1 pseudogene is annotated in these 1449 nt (G+C 64.9%); it reads right to left on the bottom strand.

Features of this window, described 5'->3' with window-relative positions:
* Window positions 1–169: 169 nt before the first annotated feature.
* A pseudogene (locus NKJ73_RS33980) lies at window positions 170–1428 on the bottom strand (IS1380 family transposase).
* Window positions 1429–1449 lie beyond the last annotated feature (21 nt).

The following is a 1449-nucleotide window of genomic DNA, read 5'->3' as shown; positions in this document are numbered from 1 at the left end:
CCGCCTTGATGCACGGCGAGGACGTTTTGGCGGCCTGAAGCGGCGATGTGGCCGCTGTTGGGCGCTTTTCCGCGAACCTCGTCAGGCGCCGGCGGTGATCCGTCGTGATGGCAGGTGGGTTTGCAGGTTGCGGTCGGCGGGTTCGTTTCGGGGCGTCTGCGCCCCATGGTTATGTCGCGAGCCGCGGAATGCGATCGAGGACGATGCGCAGGATGCGTTGGTCGGGGCAGGATGTCGGCAGGTGCAGGCGGATTTGCGTCTTCATCTCGACCACCCGCGCAGCGATCTTGATGAGGCGCAAACGCAGCGTGTCGAATTGCGCGACGGCAAAGCTGGAGCGTTTCGGCGCAGCGCGCAGGCCCCACATGAGCCAGTAGGCGCCGACATGCAGGAACAGCCGGAACTGGTTGGCCGTCGCTCTTGTGCAGGACGTTCGGTCGGCGGCGAGATGCGTCTTCCAGGACTTGATGTGGTTCTCGGCCGCTCCGCGCCGGCAGTAGACATCCTCGTAGAGCGCCTTGGCCTTTCCACCGGCGAGGTTGGTGACGATGAAGCGGGTGTCAGCACCTTGGGCGCCGACCTCGACCCGCGCTATGATGCGCTCGACGCGGCTCCAGCTGGCGGCCCCATCCAGGAACTCCTTGAACCTGCGGACCTTGTTCGTCTTCGGTGACGCTTCAAAGCGCGCCGTCGTGGGGGCTTCCAGGTCCGCGACATGCTTGCGCAGGGTCGTGGTGGGCGGTACGCCGAGGATGAAGTCGACATCGTTGGCGCGGCACCAGTCGATGATCTGCGGGCTGCAATAGTGACCGTCGGCCCGGATCAGGATCCGGATGTTCGGCCAGTTGCTCCGGATCGCCCGCACGAGGCGGCGCAGGTGAGCGCGGATCTCAGCCCCGCTTGGCGCTTGGCCGGTCGTAGGACAGCAGCCACGAACCGGCCGTCGCCATCGAACACAACGATCGGCTGGAAGCCGTACTCGTCGTGATGGGCATTGAAGAGGCGGAGCTGCTGGTTGCCGTGCACGGCGTCAAACGTGTCGTCGATGTCGAGCCCGATCCGCTTCGGAATCTGCCAGGAAGGAGGCGCAGTAGAGGTCGACCATCGTCCGGCCCATGGCGAGCAGCGAGCGCACATCGGGTATTTCTCCAGCCGACACATCGTCGATTGCGACGCCAGATCCCGACCCGAAGGGGGCGCATCCTGGGCCATCTTGAAGACCGGGTCGGAACGCAGCCGGTTGGCGTCGTCGCCATCCTCGTAACCGGCGGCGATCATCTTCATGCGGAAGCCGATCATATCTGCAAAGTTGTGGATGACCTGGTCCGGGCTGCGTGGATCATCGATGCAGCGCGCCAGACGGTCGGCCACCCGCAGTCGTTTCTCCACCTCTGCTAGAGCCAGAACGCCACTGTCCGACGACAGCATGCCGCCATCGAAACGGGCGAC

It is taken from the genome of Mesorhizobium sp. M0074, from assembly GCF_040322975.1.
Lineage (GTDB): Bacteria > Pseudomonadota > Alphaproteobacteria > Rhizobiales > Rhizobiaceae > Mesorhizobium.
The sequence above is the reverse complement of the archived record's forward strand: the minus strand, read 5'-3'. Positions and strand labels throughout refer to the sequence as shown.